Raw genomic sequence first — 17,679 nt, 5'->3', positions numbered from 1 at the left:
TCAATACGTGGCTGTCATTTCACGCGATAGCAACGTAGTCGGGAACCACATAAGTGCTCAGCGCAGCTAAATCTGTCTAGGCAGATCTCTCCATTCCACTGTGTTCCAGTCGAGATGACGATTTTTCCTATAAAGTCTGTCAATAGCAGAGAAATTAGTTATTAAACAAAAAAATCCCACAGAAATTAAGCTGTGGGATTTGATCTGGAATGTTTTAACCTGCGTTTTGGTTCAGGAACACAAAATTGTGATCGAACATATCCAACTTAATTTTGCTGTCTTTATCTATCTTACCCGCCAATATCTCTTTCGACAACTCATTTAAGATTCTTTTTTGAATAACCCTTTTTAACGGCCTCGCACCAAACTGCGGATCGTAACCCAACTGCGCGAGCCAATCTAAAGCTTCGTCGCTGGCATCCATTTCTATACCCATTTCGGCCAGTGTCTGCTGTACATGTTTAAACTGTAAACTTACAATATTTCTAATTTCGCTGCGGTTTAACGGCGTAAACATAATCAGTTCATCAATCCTGTTCAAGAACTCCGGACGAATGGTTTGTTTTAATACTTCAAACAGTTCGTTTTTGGTTTTGGCAATTACTTCCTCACGGTTTTCATCACTTAAGTTTTTGAAGTTATCCTGAATTAAATGTGCACCAATGTTGGAAGTCATGATGATGATGGTATTTTTAAAATTCACCGTTCTTCCTTTATTATCGGTTAAACGTCCGTCATCCAACACCTGTAGCAGGATATTAAATACATCCGGGTGTGCTTTTTCAATCTCATCAAGCAATACCACCGAATAAGGTTTACGCCTAACGGCTTCGGTTAACTGTCCGCCTTCATCATAACCCACATATCCCGGAGGCGCACCAATTAAACGCGACACGGCATGACGTTCCTGGTATTCACTCATGTCAATACGCGTTAAGGCATTTTCATCGTTGAATAAAAATTCAGCGAGGGCTTTTGCCAATTCCGTTTTACCCACACCAGTAGTACCTAAAAAGATGAAAGAGCCGATTGGTTTGCGTTTATCCTGCAAGCCTGCACGGGAACGGCGAATGGCATCAGATATCGCTTCAATCGCTTCATCCTGACCTGCTACGCGCTGGTGTAATTCTTCTTCCAAGTGAAGTAATTTTTCGCGCTCACTGGCAATCAGTTTGGTAACCGGAATGCCTGTCCAGCGGCCCACCACACCAGCAATATCATCGGCGGTAACTTCTTCTTTAAGCATGCGGCTATCACTTTGCTGGCTTTCTAAATCGGCTTTTAGTTTCTCAACTTTATCCTGTGCTTCTTTAATTTTTCCGTAACGGATTTCGGCCACTTTGCCATAATCTCCTGCACGTTCAGCTTGTTCTGCTTCTAATTTGTAGTGCTCAATCTGCTCCAGTTCGTTATTTACCGCATCTACCAGGTCTTTTTCGCCTTGCCATTTCGCTTTAAATTCATCACGCTCTGCTGATAGGTTGGCAATTTCTTCTGAAAGTTCTTTAACCTTTCTATCATCTTTTTCGCGTTTAATCGCTTCGCGTTCAATTTCTAAACGCATAATTTCACGGTCTAAAGCATCCACATTTTCGGGCACACTATCCATCTCCATACGCAATTTCGAGGCAGCCTCATCCATTAAATCGATGGCTTTATCTGGTAAGAAACGGTCTGAGATATACCGCTGACTCATTTCTACGGCTGCGATAATCGCTTCATCTTTAATCCTTACTTTATGGTGTGTTTCGTAACGTTCTTTCAGTCCGCGAAGGATCGAAATGGCATCCTGGGTATCCGGTTCTTCGACCATTACCTTCTGGAAACGACGCTCTAAAGCTTTATCTTTTTCTAAATATTTTTGATATTCATCTAAAGTGGTTGCACCAATGGCACGCAACTCTCCACGGGCAAGGGCAGGTTTTAAAATGTTCGCTGCATCCATGGCACCTTCACCACCACCGGCACCCACCAAAGTGTGGATCTCGTCGATAAAGAGGATAATGTCGCCATCGCTCTGTGTCACTTCTTTAACTACGGCTTTTAAACGCTCTTCGAACTCACCTTTATATTTGGCGCCTGCAATAAGCGATCCCATATCGAGCGAGTAGACCACTTTGCTTTTTAAATTTTCGGGTACATCACCTTTGATAATCCTGAAAGCAATACCTTCAGCAATGGCCGTTTTACCTACACCTGGCTCACCAATTAAAATCGGGTTGTTCTTGGTCCGGCGGGATAAAATCTGGATAACCCGACGGATTTCTTCATCGCGGCCAATTACCGGATCTAATTTCCCGCTCTCGGCGTATTCGTTTAAATTTCTGGCATATTTGCTTAAAGCCTGATAAGTGGCTTCGGCATTTTGATCGGTTACCCGGTTATCGCCACGCAATTCTACAATGGCTTTTTTAAGGTCTTTTTCGTTAACACCTTGTTCTTTTAATAATTTCGAAGTGCTGTCGTTAACGGCTAAGATGCCTAATAATAAATGCTCTACCGATACAAATTCATCTTTAAACTCTTTTAAAAATGTTTGCGCTTTTTGCAAAACGCTATTGGCATTAGATGACAGATAGACATTACTTCCACTCACTTTCGGGAATTTGGCAATCTCTGCATCTAAGTTTTGATTTAATGAATTTAGGTTAACGTTTAATTTCTTTAAAACATAAGAAACCACGTTTTCATCAACAGTGAGCAAACCTTTAAGCAGGTGTGCCGTTTCAATAGCCTGTTGCTGATTGCCTTGGGCTATTTCAGAAGCCTGTTGAACTGCTTCCTGGGCTTTTATAGTAAAATTGTTGAAGTTCATATTCCCTTTAAGGTCAAAACAAATGCCACATCAATTTTGATTTTATAATCGGAAATTTTGTCGGTAAGATTTTATTATTAATGACTAAATTGCTGATAATTAATGAATTATACTGAAAATTTGTCGTGTTGGATCTTTTAAACCTCTCAGGTTTCGAATATGCATGGTGGTTTATGTAGTTAATCTTATTTTGAAAATCAGGGTTCAGTCCGTGTTGGTTAGAACAGTCCTGCTATCGCTCCAAGTCCGCTCCCGAAGAAAAATCGGGATACGGGCTTTCCACTTTATCAGGTTCATTTTAATAAACCCGATAGCAGCATAAAACCCGAATGTGAGGTACGAGCCGAGGCTTTGAAGCGGATAGCGGGACTTTCATAGCCTAAAAGCACTAACGCTGCTTTTCTAAAAACAAATGACCACCTAAGCCACCTGAGTACATCTAAGCCAGGCGGTAATGTTATAGATTATTTTTTTGCTTTATGTTCAAGTACATACTTACCGGCCGCTAAATCTATTTTTCCAGTGTTGTTTATTTTACCATTTACATAATTATCCATGCCAGGCGAAAGCGGCAGGTTAATAGTAGCTGTAGAATTTGCCGGAATGGTAATATCGTACCTGATTCCTTTATCAACTTTTTTCCATGCACTTATAATTTTACCGTACGGACCAATATGACTAGCCTCAAAAGAACTGAGGCCTTCCATAATGTGCGGATCTAATATCACATGTTTAAAGCCAGGCTGTTTTTCATCAGGTTTAATACCTCCCGGCGATTTGTATAACCAGGCACCAATTTCTCCGAACATAATGTGGTTCATCGAGATATCCGATTTTGCATCAATAGGCCAGTTCTCGTATAAAGTGGTCGCTCCGTTTTCCATCCACCAGCCCCAGCTTGGATAGGTTTTTTGTGCAGCAACTTTGTAGGCCATGTCGCTGTAACCATTTTCGCTCAGCGCATTTAAAATGGCTTTTGTACCCAATAATCCTACATCCAGGTGGAAACCATCGGCTTCTACACGTTTGGCTAAATTTTTGGCAACTAAGGCAACTGATTCTTCCGGAACAATTTTCCAATAAAGCGGAACGCTCATTTCGGTTTGTATACCGGAAGCATAAATTCCTTTTTCTTTATTCAAATACTTGGTATTAAAAGCATCTTTAATTTTTTTAGCCAATGCCATGTACTTTTCATAATCATCGTTTTTATCTAAAATTTTTGCTGCCTTGGCTAAAATAAGCACATCAGCATAGTAATAGCAGGTAGAGGTAAGTTCGACAGGCGATTTAGATTTTACCGGAATCCAATCACCCAGGCCCCAGGTAGTTAAGCCTGTTGGATAAGTTTCATCGATGTGGTTTACGTATTTCCTGATATTTTCGTAACAATCGGCAAGTAATTTTTTGTCGCCGTAAAACAGGTATACATTCCACGGAATAATCGCAATGGTACTGGTCCAATCGGGGCCGTTGCCCCATTCATAACCCCAGCCATCGGTAGGGATAATGGATGGTAAAACACCATTTGGCTGCTGCTCGTCACGGTGATCGGCGAGCCATTTTTCGTAAATGGTAATGCCATCAAAACCATAAAGGCCTGTTTCGATGGCGATCTGTGCGTCGCCTGTCCAGCCGTTTTTCTCTCGTTGCGGACAATCTGTTGGGTAGCCAAAAAGATTGGATAGGTAAGAATTATTGGTGGCGTAATAGATTTTATTGATGATTGATTCTGAGGACTTCACATCGCCCACAACTGGCACGTCACTGTGCATAAAGTAGCCAACCAGGTCCTCTTTTTTCAATTCGATGGGCGCGGAGCTGCTTACTTCCACATATTGAAAGCCCTTATAATTAAAATGGGGCATGAAACTTTGTGCACCTTTTCCGTTTAAAATCAGAATGTCGGTTTGGAAAGGATCGGTATTATCTGTTGGGCGGTAATGGGCATCAATATTCGAAATATCCACATGTCCGTTGGTGTATAAACGCTCGCCATGTTTCAGTTTAATCACCGTTCCGGCCGGTCCGCTCACTGTAATTTTGCTTACTCCCGAAATATTTCTGCCCAGATCGAAAAGGTAGGTGGTATCATTAAATTTTCTTAAACTTTTGCTGGCTATTTCCTCCACATTACGGATAGGGTGCATGACCTGCGCAACAATATTTTTAGAGGGTGCTGAACGGTACATCACATTTTTCCAATCGGTATCGTCGAAGTTTGCGGTGTTCCAGCCTGCTTTTTCCAGGCGGGCATCGTAATGTTCGGCGGTATAAATACTATTAAAAATAATCGGGCTTAAAGCTGTTTTCCATTCTTTACCCGATGTAATGGTTTCGGTAGTGCCATCTTCGTAAGTAATGCGCACATCCAGACAAAAAGTTGGTCTATTGCGCCATGGGGCACGATCGAAATACCAGACTGCGGTTGATTGGTGGTTATACCATCCATTGCCCAGCAATACACCTATCGCATTTTTGCCTTTGCTGATGGCATTGGTTACATCATAGGTAACATATAAGCTTCGTCTATCAAAACGGGTGTACATCGGATCCATGCGGTGGTTGCCTATTTTCTTCCCATTGATGGATAGTTCGTATAATCCCGCTGCGGCAATGTATGCCCTGGCCGATTTGATTTTTTTAGTTGTGGTAAAGGTATTCCGGAAATAGGGAGCAGGTTTAAGTTTGATATTTTCGGTATCCGAGATCCATGCACCCTGCCAGTTTTCCATTTTCATCATGCCTGTTTCGAAGCTGGCGATATATGGCTTATTTGATTTCTTTTGATTTCCATCGGCAATGTCAACCCTCCAATAGTATTTGGTAAAAGGTTTTAGTAACTGGCCCGAATAAACGATCAGATTTTTTTCTGAAGCTATCCACCCTGTATTCCAAAGTTTTGCTTCAGCTTTAACAAGCGAGGCCGAATCAGTATCCACTAAAATACGGTAAGCAGTTTGTTTAGCGCCCTGGCTGGCATCGTTCATTTGCCAGGTAAAACGTGGGGTTAGATTGTCTAACCCGATCGGATTAACCAAATATTCGGTTTTCAAGGCTGTAACTGATTGCGCAAACGTTTCGGAAACAGGAAAGAGGGCAAAAAATAAAGCAGTTACCTGTAGAAATCTGAGGTTCATAGTTTAATGGTTATTCAAAAAACTAAGGTATTAAAATAAAATGCTGATAAAAGAACCACAATGGAATTTTTACGCATAAAAAAAGACGAGCTTTAACTCGTCTTTTGTATCTGTGCAATCATTTAAATCTGTGCAATCACTTTTTATCCTAATATTTCTTTCAGTTTTTCGGTTTGGTGATCGGCCAACTTTTGTAATGGACCAGATGCCAGCATTTTCATCATCATGTTCAAATCTGCTGAGATAATGTGTTTCGCTGTAGTTGTTCCGTTTCCGTTATCTGCTACAGTCCACTTTAACTCCACATCGAAAGGTGCTTTTTCACTCGGAATGGCTGTTATTTCCTGATTTTCGATACGGCTCGAAATTTTGATGGCCAATTTTGCCATGTTCTGAATGGTAAAACGAGCATCATCTTCAGTAGATTCCCAGTTATAGATGTTTTCGGGCATCAGTTGCTGATGATTGTTCATATTGGATAGGAATGCATAAACCTCTGCAACTGGTTTATTCACCTCCACTGCGCTTTCAATAACAGTCATTATATATTTTTTATAGATTTTTGTTTTTTCTCAAAACTTAAGACTCCGAACTTAATACTTGTCCTTGTCCCCATTCTGAAGGATTTAAACGCCATTTGCCTAATAATTCCATATCACTTTTGGCAATAATGCTGTGCTCGGCAGCATAATCGATTAAGGCGCCATAGTTTGATAGGGTTAAGTAACGACATTTTGCCGCTGCGAAATTTTCGTCTGCTTTTTCGAAACCGTAAGTGAAAATTGCCGCTAAGCCAGCTACCGATAATCCTGCCGCTCTTAGTGCCTCAACAGCTTGTAAACTGCTTTTTCCGGTTGAAATTAAATCTTCGATAACCACCACACGCTGACCTTCTACCACTTCACCTTCAATTAAACTTCCGGTACCGTGTTCTTTAGCTTTCGCCCTTACATAGATAAAAGGTAAACCAAGTTCCTGAGCGACTAAAACGCCCTGAGGAATTCCGGCAGTTGCAACACCCGCAATAACATCTACTGAACCAAACTCTTCCTGAATGGCCTGCGCAAGTTTCTGACGGATGTAAGTTCTAACCTGAGGGTGGGAAAGGGTAATTCTGTTGTCGCAATAAATCGGCGATTTCCAACCAGATGCCCAGGTAAAAGGGTTATTTGGTTGTAATTTGATTGCTTTTATCTGTAATAAAAATTCCGCTACCTTTAATTCAATATCACTTTTATTATACATGGCTCAAAATTACAGATTTATTTGTGTTTGTCATAACGTTTATTAAGCCCCACTTGTTTTAGCGGGGAAAGAAAATGTCGGGAATTGAATTGAATCACGACTTCCAAATGCTACAAATATCGGAAATTTTGATGGATGGTAAAAGCTATTTCTTGCCAAGCGCTGTAAATCAATGTGATAAAGAATGGCAAGGCCTGAAAATAGAAGAGAATGTAAATGTTATATTGGCTAGCTAAGTTTTTAGACTGACGAATTTTGTAGCATTAAATGATTATTTTCGTTCAAATAGCGTTTTTAAAATCTCTCGTAAATGATAAGTATTGTTTGAATTTTGCAATGAATTATTTGATTTGCGTAATTGTTCTTAACAAAAGCTGTTTACATTTGTTATGGTAAAATTAATTTAAATTTTTATGATAGCAACAAAAGGATATGCGGCACAAAATGCCGAAACAGATCTTGCACCCTGGAATTTTGAGCGCCGGGAAGTAGGGCCTCATGATGTTCAGTTTGAGATACTTTTCTGTGGGGTTTGCCACTCAGATTTGCACCAGATCAAAAACGATTGGTTTCCGGGAATTTTCCCAATGGTTCCGGGGCACGAAATTGTGGGCAGGGTAGTAAAGGTTGGAGATCATGTGAAGAAATTTAAGGTAGGCGATCTTGCCGGTACAGGTTGTATGGTAGATTCGTGCCAGGTTTGCGAAAACTGCAAGCAAGATTTAGAACAATACTGTTTAGAAGGAAATACGCAGACCTATAATGGTTTAGAAAGAGATGGTAAAACACCAACTTATGGTGGATATTCGGATTCGATTGTAGTAAGAGAAGAATTTGTGCTTCATGTATCAGATAAATTAAACCTTGCAGCTGTAGCCCCACTTTTATGTGCGGGTATTACCACTTATTCTCCATTAAAACACTGGAAAGTAGGAAAAGGCCATAAACTAGCCGTACTTGGTTTAGGTGGTTTAGGTCACATGGCCGTGAAATTCGGTGTAGCTTTTGGCGCTGAAGTTACGGTATTGAGTACTTCACCAAAAAAAGAAGAAGATGCCAAAAAACTGGGCGCACACCATTTTGTAGTTACGACCGATCCGGCACAGGTTAAAGCAGCAAGGGGTACCTTCGATTTTATACTGGATACGGTTTCTGCAGAACATGATTTTAACATGTACCTTTCTTTGTTGAGAACAAATGGTATACACATTTGCGTAGGTGTTCCGCCTAAGCCAGCAGAAATTGCCGCTTTCAGTTTACTTGGTGGTAGAAAAAGCCTTGCGGGATCAGGTATTGGAGGTATTGCCGAAACTCAGGAAATGTTGGATTTCTGTGCGGAGAACAATATCGTATCGGATATCGAAATGATTGATATCAAAGACATCCACCATGCCTACGAGCGTATGGAAAAAGGTGATGTGCGTTACCGTTTCGTAATTGATATGGCTACGCTATAGATCTGAATATCTGATCGCGTTTCATCAATAGGGGTTTAGGAACTGGAAATAACGGTTGCTAAATCCCTATTTGTTTATCAAACAAATCAGTTCCCTAGGCAGTGTAATTTTGCTTTACAAATTCTGATAGGGAAATCTTGTGCTCAGATTCTACTTTGAAGATCTGTTTTTTATTTTCCGTCAACAGGTTTTGGAGCGTAGTTAACGAATCTTTAAGATACGAGATAGATAACATGCCAGAGATCCTGCTCCTGATTTTTTCGGCTAGGAACAATTCGACCAAAATCAGCGCGATTAAAAAGATATAATGGGTAAAGATCAGGTTATTGGTATTCTTGCTTAAAGCAGGCAATTCTAAGGAAACAAGAACCAAATCTAAAATCAAAGGAATACCGATAATGGCAATAATGGCGATTGCACTTGCTTTTAGTGTAATGCGTTTTTCTGCTTGTTTGAGCTGTTCGTTAAAAGCAGAAAATTTACTGTTCAGCGGCGTATTTCTATTGTTTTGTTGCTGTTCCAGCTTCTGAAGGTCTTTTCCATGTGCAATATCTATCTTTCTAACCTGCTCTACAACGGATGATTCGGCATTGTTAAGCTTTTCCTGATCTTCAACGATGGATTCTTGCTCAGCTATAATTTTATCCATTACCATCAAATCGTCGGGTATACCGTGACGTAACTTTTGCTCTGCGGCAACAATGCGGTTGTCTAGTTGTTTAAACTGCCTTTTGAGTTCCGCAATTTCCTTATTGTATTGGTCTTTTTTAGAAGCGTAACTATTTTCTAAACTTTGCAGTTCGGCGGCATACTCAAAGTTTGCCAATAGTTGTTCATTGCCGGCAAAACGCTGATAAAGCCCGGTTAATGTGATAAAGAGTTCACCTGTTGATTTTTCTGGGTTAGAAAGATCATTTCGGTATGCTTCCAGATCTGTTTCGGATAATGAAGGTATGGGCATGGCAGATTAAAAGGTTAAAATTATGAAAAATATTATCGTTGAGGGAATTATTCACCATTGTTTTCCCGTTGAATGTTCCAATACAGATTACTAACTATTTTTTTTACATTCTAGTGTATCTGGCCTCAAGTGATATAGGATGATTATGGATTAAAAAATATTTTTTTTTCACTCTTTAATAAATTATTATATATTTGTAGCAAGCAAGGGGTGAGAGCCTTGCATCAATCTTTGATTGAGAGCGTTAATTTAGATAAGGTTACAACATTAATTGTTGTAACCTTTTTTTATACCCTATAAATAACCCAACAATTTTTCTACTTTTAGAGCATTGCAAAATATATAGGTTTCGCAGAAAGAACTCTTTAAATGTAATCGGGAAAGGAATAGGCTGCTGTAAAACGCAGTTTATGCTGTTAATGTGTTTTAAAATATATGCCAAGAAATTATAGAATTTATATCAACGATAACACTTTGTTTATCTCAGATTTTTTGCCAGAGCAAAAGGAGAAAATTCAACAACTTGAATTCCAGGATTTTGATCTGCAAATGTTCTACAAAAAACTAAAAAATGGTTCGAAGAAGAGCTATATTTTCTTGACAAAAAATCCCCAGGAGACCTTTAAAAAACTAAAGAAAGATTGTACTATTATTAAAGCTGCAGGTGGTTTGGTAGAGAGTGCAAATGGAAATTATCTCTTTATTTTTCGAAATAAAAAATGGGATTTACCCAAAGGAAAGCTTGAAGAAGGTGAAAAAATGAAAGAAACGGCAGTTCGTGAGGTAGAAGAGGAGTGCGGCATTAAGGTGTTTAAACGCGAAGAAAAACTTTGTAAAACCTATCACGTTTACCCGATTGGTACTAAAATGGTAATCAAGAAAACGAACTGGTATAAAATGAAGGTTAAAGGCGAACCGAAATTGGTCCCTCAGAAAGAAGAAGGGATTGATGAAGCCGTATGGCTAGACAAAAACCACATTTCACCTGTGGTTAAAAATACTTTTCCATCAATTATGGATGTTTTAAGAGCCGGAGGAATACTATAAGTGTTCTAGCCCAGAGATCGTCCTGCTGAACTTATTTCAGCACCTTTGGTAGCTATGGTGTCAAATATTTTTATCTGACTGCACCGATTATTCATAATCCAGTTCATCCACTACCTTCTTTACTTGTTTTAAATGTTTGCCATAATAATACCATGCCCATAACTCGGTAATTACGCCTATAATCAGAATGGTGAAAAAGCAGTTTAATAAGATGTAAACAGGTGATAGTTTGCCTAAAATCCTGGAGAAAATGGAAGCCTTTTCTACAAACAGGTAAACTGCAAGAAAGGCAATTCCGATAAAGGCAACAATATAGGTCAGGGCTTTATAAAGTTCGATATTCAGTTTCATTTCGTAGTAAAACCAAAGGATGTTTTTACGTGTATCCAGGCTCATATCGTAAGAGTTTTTATAGAAGAGGTAGAATTTTATAAAGTAATAGGCTGTAAAACCACAAGTGATGGCGTAAAACATTAAAAATACCTGATCCATGGCTGATGAAAAATCAAAAAAGTAAGGAACAAAGGCCATGATAACCAAAAAGAAGATCTGGTAAAAAAACTCGTGTTTCATTTTGCCTCTAATCCTGTCGATCGGGGTATGTGCTTGTTTTATTTTAAGCATATCGGTCGAAATGTCACTTCCTTCCGGACTTTCAGCATTCCATTCGTTTTTTATATCGTCAAAATTCATAACCGTTTTTCTTTATGATGGATTGTAATTTTTCTTTAGTTCTGTTCAGTTTTACCCGTGCATTTACCTCGCTGATGCCCAGGTTTTCGGCAATTTCGCGATGGGATTGATTTTCGAGAAAGAGAAATATCAAGGCTTTTTCTATCACATTCAGCTCTTGAACGGCGGTATACAGGTAAGCCAGTTTTTCTTCTTTTCCCTCGCTCTCATTTATATCGATTATATCAATATTTTCGTCTAAAGGTGTCTTATCTACTTTTCTGTTCTCCTTTTTAAAGTATATTAAAGCTGTATTTAAACAGACACGGTACATCCAGGTGGTAAATTTGGAATTACCCTTAAAAGTGGGATAGGCTTTCCAAAGCTGTAATACAATTTCCTGAAACAGATCACGCTGCTCTTCAAAACCGTTCATATACATTTTCGAAATCTTATGTATAATCGCTTTGTGTTGATTAATCAGGGTGAGAAATATGTTTTCTGTTTCTTTCATTTAATATATAACCCATTGGTAAGCGATTTTAAAAAACGTTACAGGTTAAATTAAATAAAATTTAAGCACTACCTGTTAATATTGGGAAGATAAAGAGGATGAACACGGATGATACTTCAAAAAATGAGTATTCTTTAACGCGCAGGTGGGACACTTACTGGTCTTAGCGTCTCGCTAAGACTATACTTTGTCTCTCGTAATTGGTATTCGGTAGAAATAATTATGTCTTAGCGAGACGCTAAGATCAGTTGAGTACAGGTCTGACACCCCGTCCTGCGGACACCCCTCTGCAAGAGGGGAATAATGTAACGGTGCCAAATTTCTTACAAAAAACTAAGGGCTTCTTTTGGTACAAATGGACTTACATCGCCATGGTTTCTTAAAATATCGCGTACAATGGTAGAACTGATGGCTGAGTATTCGGGTTTGCTTAAGAGTAAAATGGTTTCTACCTCTGGCATCATCGTCTGGTTAATCTGCGCGATGGCTCTTTCATATTCAAAATCAGCAGCTGAACGGATGCCCCTAACCATATAGGTGGCATCTATTTTTCGGCAGAAATCTACGGTTAGGCCTTCGTATGTTTGGATTTCGATATTCGGATAGCCTTTAAAAACAGTTTGTAAAATTTGAAGGCGCTGCTCTGCGCTTAAGAAATTCTGTTTAGCGCTATTGAGTCCGATACCCACCACAATTTTATCGAAAAGGGGAGTGGCACGTTGTAAAATGTTTACGTGAGCAATAGTGATCGGATCAAATGAGCCTGGAAATAGCGCTATCTTCATGATTCAAATATAGATTTTTATGACGGAATTATTTACCACTAAGACACGAAGAACACAAATTAAGCTGTTTTTGCCACGGAAACACGGAATATATCTGGTTTAATGTTTTATCATTAAGAAATTAAGGACATTAAGAAGTTCAATGCATATTTATTCAGAGTCTTTATACTAAAAGATGCTGACCACATAGTAGCTACAAGACAATTGAAAATACTATTTCTACTTGTAAAATAAATTTGGCATGACGATTCAGGTCTTCTGTATTTTTTGCCACGGAAACACGGATATACACGGAATATATCTGGTTTAATGTTTTATCATTAAGAAATTAAGGACATTAAGAAATTCAATGGCATAAGATTGAAGCAGGCCCTTGACAATAAGCCTGATTGCAATGGAAAGCACGACTGAAGGGTGCCACAACTTACTGCCTACACGCTTTCAAAAAAGAAATAATATTATAGTGGCTAAAGAAATTTTATCGTTTTTTACTACTAACTAAACTCAAAAAAACTGAAAGACGAATTACCATACTTTCTGGTTTCGGTATAGCCAGGCTGGCTGTTCAGTTTCATGTTACTTTGATGTTCTACAATTAACAGACCGTCAGGTTTAAGCAATTGTTGTTCTTTAACCATCACCGGAATTTGTGGGATGTTGGGCATATTGTAGGGCGGATCGGCAAAAATCAGGTCGTAAGCGCCAGTCATTTGTTTTAATAATTTGAAAACATCGCCTTTACGCACATCAACTTGATCAAACTGGTGTTGTTTTGCGGTATTTTTAACCCAGTTCATGCAGCCATAATCCATATCGATGGCTAAAATACTTTCTGCCCCGCGTGAGGCAAACTCAAAAGTTAAATTTCCGGTACCGCAGAATAGATCCAGAACGGTACAGGTTTCGAAATCATATTTGTTGTTGAGGATATTGAAGAGTGCTTCTTTGGCCATATCCGTAGTTGGGCGTACCGGTAAATTTGCAGGGGGCTGCAAACGGATGCCTTTTAATTTGCCACCAATTATTCGCATAAATCTAAAGCAAGGAGACCGCTGAAATAGTGTTTAGGCATATCGGCCAATAATTCGCTATTTTGTTTTCCAGCAGGAAGGAAGAAATAAAGTTGGTTAAAGTATTTTAATAAGCAGTTATAATGCTCATCATCTTCGTTTATAATGCCTTGTAAATAAACGGGAATGGCATCATTTAAACCCAGTTGTTCAATCATCAGCAACAGGAAATAATTAAATTCCTCCGCATTTTCTGATTGATAATGGTTCTGAAAAACGATCTTTTTATCTTTGATGTAGAGTACATTGAAAGATATTGCTGTAAAATCGATTAATAAAGATTCATCTGCCAAATGATTAAATAAAACCATTAATGGTTCAGACTGTGGAAATAAATCTGTTTTTTCGGGCAGATTTGCTTTTAAATCTTCATCTAAACAAAAAACAGTATTAAAGCCCAGTTTCTCGTTATGTTTAGTGTAAACCTTAGCATCAGAACCTAAATATTTAGCATAAACGGTCAGGTTTTCACCATCAAACCATTCATCAGGGATGAAAATAAAATTCGAGGTATGGATTGCCGCTTTTACAGTTGCATAGTTTAAGGAGAGGTAACGATCAGTTTCAAAGGCTGATTTCAGTTCTTTCTGTACATCTTCACAACCTTGTTTATCAAAAATGATATTAATCTCCTCTGTATCCTTACTGACCACAGCATAAGAAAGGCTGTCATTCGTTATTTTTAATAATAAATGGCAGTTAGCAGATGCACCAGCTTTAAAATTCGGGTCGACTAATAAGAGACTATTGTTACTCATTGAAACAAAAATAGACTTTTTTGAGGATTAACGGTAAGATGAGCTTAAATTTTTGGTTTTGACTTATAGTGCTTTAGTTTTTTGCCACGGAAACACGGAGTTCACGGAAATAATTCTTAGCCATCTTACTTACTAATTGCTCAATGAACAAATGAACTTTATTTTTACCACCTGAGACACCTAAGTTCACTTGAGGAATGACGCTTGGCCAAAAACATAAAATTCACTTTGTGTGCTTGGCGTCTTTGTGGTTAATATTCTCTCTGTATAATTTGCGGTTAAAACCTCGAAATATTTTTACCAAAATCAAACCTTTCTGATATTCAAAAATCGAAATATTCGGCTTAAATTCGGAACATGAGTTATAAGCCTACCTATAAAGCGGCAAACACGATTGCAGCAACTATTGAGCAACATTTTGTTAAACTGCATAAAAATGCAATTGCACAGGGTGAGATAGATTTGGCTACTCAACCGGATCGAAAAATAATTGAAGCGATAATCGATGTTGCTTTTTGGAGCAGTTTGCGTAAGGAGGAAGGGCATTCGCCACGGATTTCGATCGCTTTTTTACCACCAGAACAAACCTCGAAACCATTACGTTTCGCGAAAAAGCTAGCCTTAAATGCCAATACCCTCACCAAAATAGCACCTGGAATTGAACGCTCCGGAATTCACCTGGGTGTTTGGGAAGAGGATGGCGAACTTTATATCTGGGGTACAACCCTCAATATTCCGAACTTTTGCTTTGTTGTTGATGTGTCTGAACCTGGATTAATCGTAATTAAACACCGAAGGATTTACGGCATTGGTAAATTTACCAATGTTGCGGTGCTAAAAGGCGAGCAGATCCGTATCGTAGACGACAGGAGCTGTACAAATAAAGATTGTCCGCCTATTTTGCAGGCCTTATTAGATCTGACTGTTTTAGCCAGCTGGAACGACCCGATTAATATCCTGATCCAATTTTCGGTTTCTATGCGTGCGCATGGTCGTGGTGGGGCATTACTCATTGTACCTAAAGGTGATACGAAATGGGAAGAATCCATTATCCACCCCATACAGTATTTGGTAGAACCTCCATTCTGTGGCCTGTCTAATCTGGCGAAACAAAGTGGTAACCAAAGTGAGATATTTTCACAGGGCGCTGTGCGTAGAGAGGTTGACCACTTAGCCGGTTTAACAGCGGTTGATGGTGCAACAATCATCAATGAAGAATTTGATCTGATTGCTTTTGGCGCAAAAATCGGTCGTGCTAAAGGCAAACCAACTATAGAACAGATTGCCTTTTCGGAACCTATTGTTGGTGGTGAAGATAAAATTCTGTATCCCGGACAATTGGGTGGTACGCGGCATTTTTCTGTGGCGCAGTTTGTTAACGATCAGCCGCAATCTATCGGTTTGGTCGCCTCTCAGGATGGCCATTTTACCATTTTCAGCTTTAGTAAAAAACAAAATATGGTAATGGCACATCGCATCGAAACCTTACTTTTGTAATTAGCAGCGCGCAGGGAGCAAAGCGCATAATCCTTGTATTGATTTGAAAAGGTACTGTAATGCCAGTTGGTTGCCGCAGTCCGTCTTTTCGCTAAATTCCCGATCAAAATCTTTGCAAAAAAACAAGCAGGCGATTAGATCGGGAGATATCGCTTCAATACGGTTTAGTTAACTTAAGCCGATGCTAAAAACTCAGGTTTTATTTTTGTCCTGAAAACAGTTAACCGATTAACCATTTAAACAATTAACCATTAATGATCCCGGATAAAAGCCAGCTTATCGCTTCTGCATACGAACATACGCCTACCAGGGAGCAATTGCTTTTTTGCGAACGGATGTCGGTGTTTTTGCAACAGGACGATGAGTACCGCTGTTTTGTGCTTAAAGGTTACGCGGGTACGGGTAAAACGACCTCTGTAGCGGCTTTAGTGAAGGTACTGAAGCAATTTAATTTGCGTAGTGAACTGCTTGCACCAACGGGAAGGGCAGCGAAAGTAATGAGCCAGTATTCATACCGAAAAGCTTTAACCATACATAAACGGATTTACCGTAAACGCTCAGCAGCATCGCCCGAAATGCAGTTTCAGCTAGCGCCGAACCTCTCCGAAAATACGTTGTTTATTATCGATGAAGCCTCGATGATAGCTGACGAGTTTAACGAAACGGGATCTTCGATACTGAGAGATCTGCTCGAGTTTGTGTACAATACCAAAAACTGCTTTTTGCTTTTTGTGGGCGATACGGCGCAGTTGCCTCCGGTAGGGAGTTTAGACAGTCCAGCATTGAACGAGCAGTACCTTAAGGATAAATTTGCCTTAACCGTTTCGTCTGTTGAGCTAAAGGAAGTTGTAAGACAAGGGAAGAAATCGGGCATTCTGGCCAATGCCACCATGCTGCGGAACCAGATTGCTAAAAATCCTGAAAATCCATTGCCTAAATTCCTGACTAAAAGTTATACTGATATTTACAATATGCCAGGGGCACGTTTAGTAGAGGGCTTAGAATATGCTTACCGTAAATTCGGTATGGAAAATACTTTGGTGGTTTGCCGTTCCAATAAATCGGCCAATGTATACAACCAGCAGATTAGGGCAAGGCTGCTTTACCGCGAAGAAGAATTAACGGGAGGCGATCAGATTATGGTGGTGCGGAACAACTATTTCTGGCTGCCCGATAATGAAGATACCGCTTTTATTGCCAACGGTGATATGGCAAAGGTGATCCGGGTGAGGGGGGAAGAAGAACGTTATGGTTTTCGTTTTGCTGATGCTACTTTGGAGTTTATGGATTTCCCGGCTGCAGGGCAGATCAGCTGCAAAGTAATGCTGGATACCTTAAATTTAGAAAGTGCAAACCTGCCTTACGAACAAAATAAGAAGCTTTTTGATGGGCTTAACGAAGATTATGAACATATTGCCAATAAACGGCAGCGGATGTTGGCCATTAAGGCTGATCCCTTTTATAATGCACTGCAAATCAAGTTTGCTTATGCAGTAACCTGTCATAAAGCACAGGGTGGCCAATGGGATGCTGTTTTTGCTGATCAGGGTTATCTTACCGAAGAAATGATCGATCTCGATTTTCTCCGTTGGTTATACACTGCAGTAACACGAGCAAAAAAAGAGTTATATTTAGTCAATTTTGCGCCTCAGCTTTTTGCGAAGACTGCGCAGGAAGACTACTTTTAGGGGATACCGTCATGCTGTCCCGAATGTTCG

General features: G+C 39.5%; 14 protein-coding genes. 4 read left to right on the top strand and 10 right to left on the bottom strand.

Features of this window, described 5'->3' with window-relative positions; translation table 11 throughout:
- Positions 1 to 214: 214 nt before the first annotated feature.
- From clpB to pyrE, 4 genes are all read right to left on the bottom strand, one after another.
- Positions 215 to 2,815, bottom strand: coding sequence for an ATP-dependent chaperone ClpB (clpB, locus tag AC04QZ_RS06655; RefSeq protein ID WP_086547033.1), 2,601 nt, complete (start codon positions 2,813 to 2,815; stop codon positions 215 to 217).
- 464 nt (positions 2,816 to 3,279) lie between these two features.
- A complete protein-coding gene (locus AC04QZ_RS06650; protein ID WP_478357097.1) occupies positions 3,280 to 5,955 on the bottom strand; it encodes an alpha-L-rhamnosidase in 2,676 nt (891 codons plus the stop codon).
- Positions 5,956 to 6,098: 143 nt separating this feature from the next.
- Positions 6,099 to 6,497 carry an SRPBCC family protein gene (locus AC04QZ_RS06645; protein WP_029280423.1) on the bottom strand — a complete coding sequence of 133 codons (399 nt, stop codon included), beginning with the start codon at positions 6,495 to 6,497 and terminating at the stop codon, positions 6,099 to 6,101.
- A 37-nt stretch (positions 6,498 to 6,534) separates the two neighbouring features.
- Positions 6,535 to 7,200: an orotate phosphoribosyltransferase gene (gene pyrE, locus AC04QZ_RS06640; protein WP_086547031.1), complete on the bottom strand. Its 666-nt coding sequence runs from the start codon at positions 7,198 to 7,200 to the stop codon at positions 6,535 to 6,537.
- A gap of 413 nt (positions 7,201 to 7,613) precedes the next feature.
- On the opposite strand from pyrE, the gene AC04QZ_RS06635 reads away from it, so the two are divergent.
- Entirely contained in the window at positions 7,614 to 8,657 is a 1,044-nt protein-coding gene (locus AC04QZ_RS06635; RefSeq protein WP_478357096.1) for an NAD(P)-dependent alcohol dehydrogenase, read from the top strand.
- Positions 8,658 to 8,751: 94 nt separating this feature from the next.
- On the opposite strand, the gene AC04QZ_RS06630 is transcribed toward AC04QZ_RS06635, so the two are convergent.
- Positions 8,752 to 9,618, bottom strand: a complete 867-nt coding sequence (locus AC04QZ_RS06630; RefSeq protein ID WP_478357095.1) for a hypothetical protein — start codon at positions 9,616 to 9,618, stop codon at positions 8,752 to 8,754.
- A 435-nt stretch (positions 9,619 to 10,053) separates the two neighbouring features.
- Between AC04QZ_RS06630 and AC04QZ_RS06625 the strand changes: the two genes are divergently transcribed.
- A complete protein-coding gene (locus AC04QZ_RS06625) occupies positions 10,054 to 10,665 on the top strand; it encodes an NUDIX hydrolase (RefSeq protein WP_086547028.1) in 612 nt (203 codons plus the stop codon).
- An 87-nt stretch (positions 10,666 to 10,752) separates the two neighbouring features.
- Here AC04QZ_RS06625 and AC04QZ_RS06620 read toward each other — a convergent pair whose 3' ends face one another.
- From AC04QZ_RS06620 to AC04QZ_RS06600, 5 genes are all read right to left on the bottom strand, one after another.
- Positions 10,753 to 11,358, bottom strand: coding sequence for a hypothetical protein (locus AC04QZ_RS06620; protein WP_478357094.1), 606 nt, complete (start codon positions 11,356 to 11,358; stop codon positions 10,753 to 10,755).
- Entirely contained in the window at positions 11,348 to 11,851 is a 504-nt protein-coding gene (locus AC04QZ_RS06615; RefSeq protein WP_478357093.1) for an RNA polymerase sigma factor, read from the bottom strand. Before AC04QZ_RS06615 ends, AC04QZ_RS06620 begins: the two co-directional genes overlap by 11 nt.
- 323 nt (positions 11,852 to 12,174) lie before the next feature.
- Positions 12,175 to 12,636, bottom strand: coding sequence for a pantetheine-phosphate adenylyltransferase (gene coaD, locus AC04QZ_RS06610; RefSeq protein ID WP_478357092.1), 462 nt, complete (start codon positions 12,634 to 12,636; stop codon positions 12,175 to 12,177).
- 494 nt (positions 12,637 to 13,130) lie between these two features.
- Positions 13,131 to 13,667, bottom strand: coding sequence for a 16S rRNA (guanine(966)-N(2))-methyltransferase RsmD (gene rsmD, locus AC04QZ_RS06605; protein ID WP_478357091.1), 537 nt, complete (start codon positions 13,665 to 13,667; stop codon positions 13,131 to 13,133).
- The gene (locus tag AC04QZ_RS06600) at positions 13,658 to 14,464 is read right to left on the bottom strand and encodes a DUF3822 family protein (RefSeq protein ID WP_478357090.1); all 807 of its coding nucleotides are present in this window, start codon (positions 14,462 to 14,464) and stop codon (positions 13,658 to 13,660) included. Before AC04QZ_RS06600 ends, rsmD begins: the two co-directional genes overlap by 10 nt.
- Before the next feature lie 357 nt (positions 14,465 to 14,821).
- On the opposite strand from AC04QZ_RS06600, the gene AC04QZ_RS06595 reads away from it, so the two are divergent.
- Entirely contained in the window at positions 14,822 to 15,961 is a 1,140-nt protein-coding gene (locus tag AC04QZ_RS06595; protein WP_478357089.1) for a putative sensor domain DACNV-containing protein, read from the top strand.
- Between the two features lie 254 nt (positions 15,962 to 16,215).
- Complete coding sequence (locus tag AC04QZ_RS06590; RefSeq protein WP_478357088.1) at positions 16,216 to 17,649, top strand: ATP-dependent DNA helicase; 1,434 nt, start codon at positions 16,216 to 16,218, stop codon at positions 17,647 to 17,649.
- Positions 17,650 to 17,679 lie beyond the last annotated feature (30 nt).

Source organism: Pedobacter folensis, assembly GCF_056490665.1.
This window is presented reverse-complemented; position numbering and strand designations above follow the sequence as displayed.

Coding starts and splice junctions, on each gene's coding strand:
- AC04QZ_RS06595 (WP_478357089.1), top strand. CDS start 14,822: ATGAGTTATAAGCCTACCTATAAAGCGGCAAACACGATTGCAGCAACT.
- AC04QZ_RS06620 (WP_478357094.1), bottom strand. CDS start 11,358: ATGAATTTTGACGATATAAAAAACGAATGGAATGCTGAAAGTCCGGAA.
- AC04QZ_RS06650 (WP_478357097.1), bottom strand. CDS start 5,955: ATGAACCTCAGATTTCTACAGGTAACTGCTTTATTTTTTGCCCTCTTT.
- AC04QZ_RS06600 (WP_478357090.1), bottom strand. CDS start 14,464: ATGAGTAACAATAGTCTCTTATTAGTCGACCCGAATTTTAAAGCTGGT.
- AC04QZ_RS06645 (WP_029280423.1), bottom strand. CDS start 6,497: ATGACTGTTATTGAAAGCGCAGTGGAGGTGAATAAACCAGTTGCAGAG.
- AC04QZ_RS06630 (WP_478357095.1), bottom strand. CDS start 9,618: ATGCCCATACCTTCATTATCCGAAACAGATCTGGAAGCATACCGAAAT.
- coaD (WP_478357092.1), bottom strand. CDS start 12,636: ATGAAGATAGCGCTATTTCCAGGCTCATTTGATCCGATCACTATTGCT.
- AC04QZ_RS06635 (WP_478357096.1), top strand. CDS start 7,614: ATGATAGCAACAAAAGGATATGCGGCACAAAATGCCGAAACAGATCTT.
- pyrE (WP_086547031.1), bottom strand. CDS start 7,200: ATGTATAATAAAAGTGATATTGAATTAAAGGTAGCGGAATTTTTATTA.
- clpB (WP_086547033.1), bottom strand. CDS start 2,815: ATGAACTTCAACAATTTTACTATAAAAGCCCAGGAAGCAGTTCAACAG.
- AC04QZ_RS06625 (WP_086547028.1), top strand. CDS start 10,054: ATGCCAAGAAATTATAGAATTTATATCAACGATAACACTTTGTTTATC.
- AC04QZ_RS06615 (WP_478357093.1), bottom strand. CDS start 11,851: ATGAAAGAAACAGAAAACATATTTCTCACCCTGATTAATCAACACAAA.
- rsmD (WP_478357091.1), bottom strand. CDS start 13,667: ATGCGAATAATTGGTGGCAAATTAAAAGGCATCCGTTTGCAGCCCCCT.
- AC04QZ_RS06590 (WP_478357088.1), top strand. CDS start 16,216: ATGATCCCGGATAAAAGCCAGCTTATCGCTTCTGCATACGAACATACG.